We start from the raw sequence: 349 nt of genomic DNA, 5'->3' as shown, positions 1-349 counted from the left end.
TTTGCCACCTCGTAGCAGATCATTGGGTGGATGGGGACATCGGATATGATTGCGGCGAGGTGATCCTTCTCGTAGAGACGCACCGGGGCGTTGATCACTCCCCTGGTCATGAGAGCAACCGGTGGGAAGTACTTGCTGGTGATCGCCCCTATCTGATCGAAGTCCATCTGGTCGACCAGGTACTGCAGGGCAATACTCCCGACAAGTCCGCTGCCGGGGAACCCTATCAGTACCGTTTTTTCAGCGCCGGCGAGCGCTCTGGATATGACCTTTATATCGTCCATGGGTTCAACCACTCACTTTCGGATTAGTTTAACATAGTTGGATGTCCCTTAAAAATATTATGCAG

General features: G+C 52.4%; 1 protein-coding gene. It reads right to left on the bottom strand.

The features are described 5' to 3' along the window. The coding region (locus BP858_RS01840) for a PAC2 family protein (RefSeq protein WP_286878689.1) at positions 1 to 284 on the bottom strand (284 nt) is incomplete at its 3' end. Positions 285 to 349: the final 65 nt, after the last annotated feature.

The sequence above is a fragment of the Methanoculleus sp. UBA413 genome, from assembly GCF_002502935.1.
Classification (GTDB): Archaea; Halobacteriota; Methanomicrobia; order Methanomicrobiales; family Methanoculleaceae; genus Methanoculleus; species Methanoculleus bourgensis.
The sequence above is the reverse complement of the archived record's forward strand: the minus strand, read 5'-3'. Positions and strand labels throughout refer to the sequence as shown.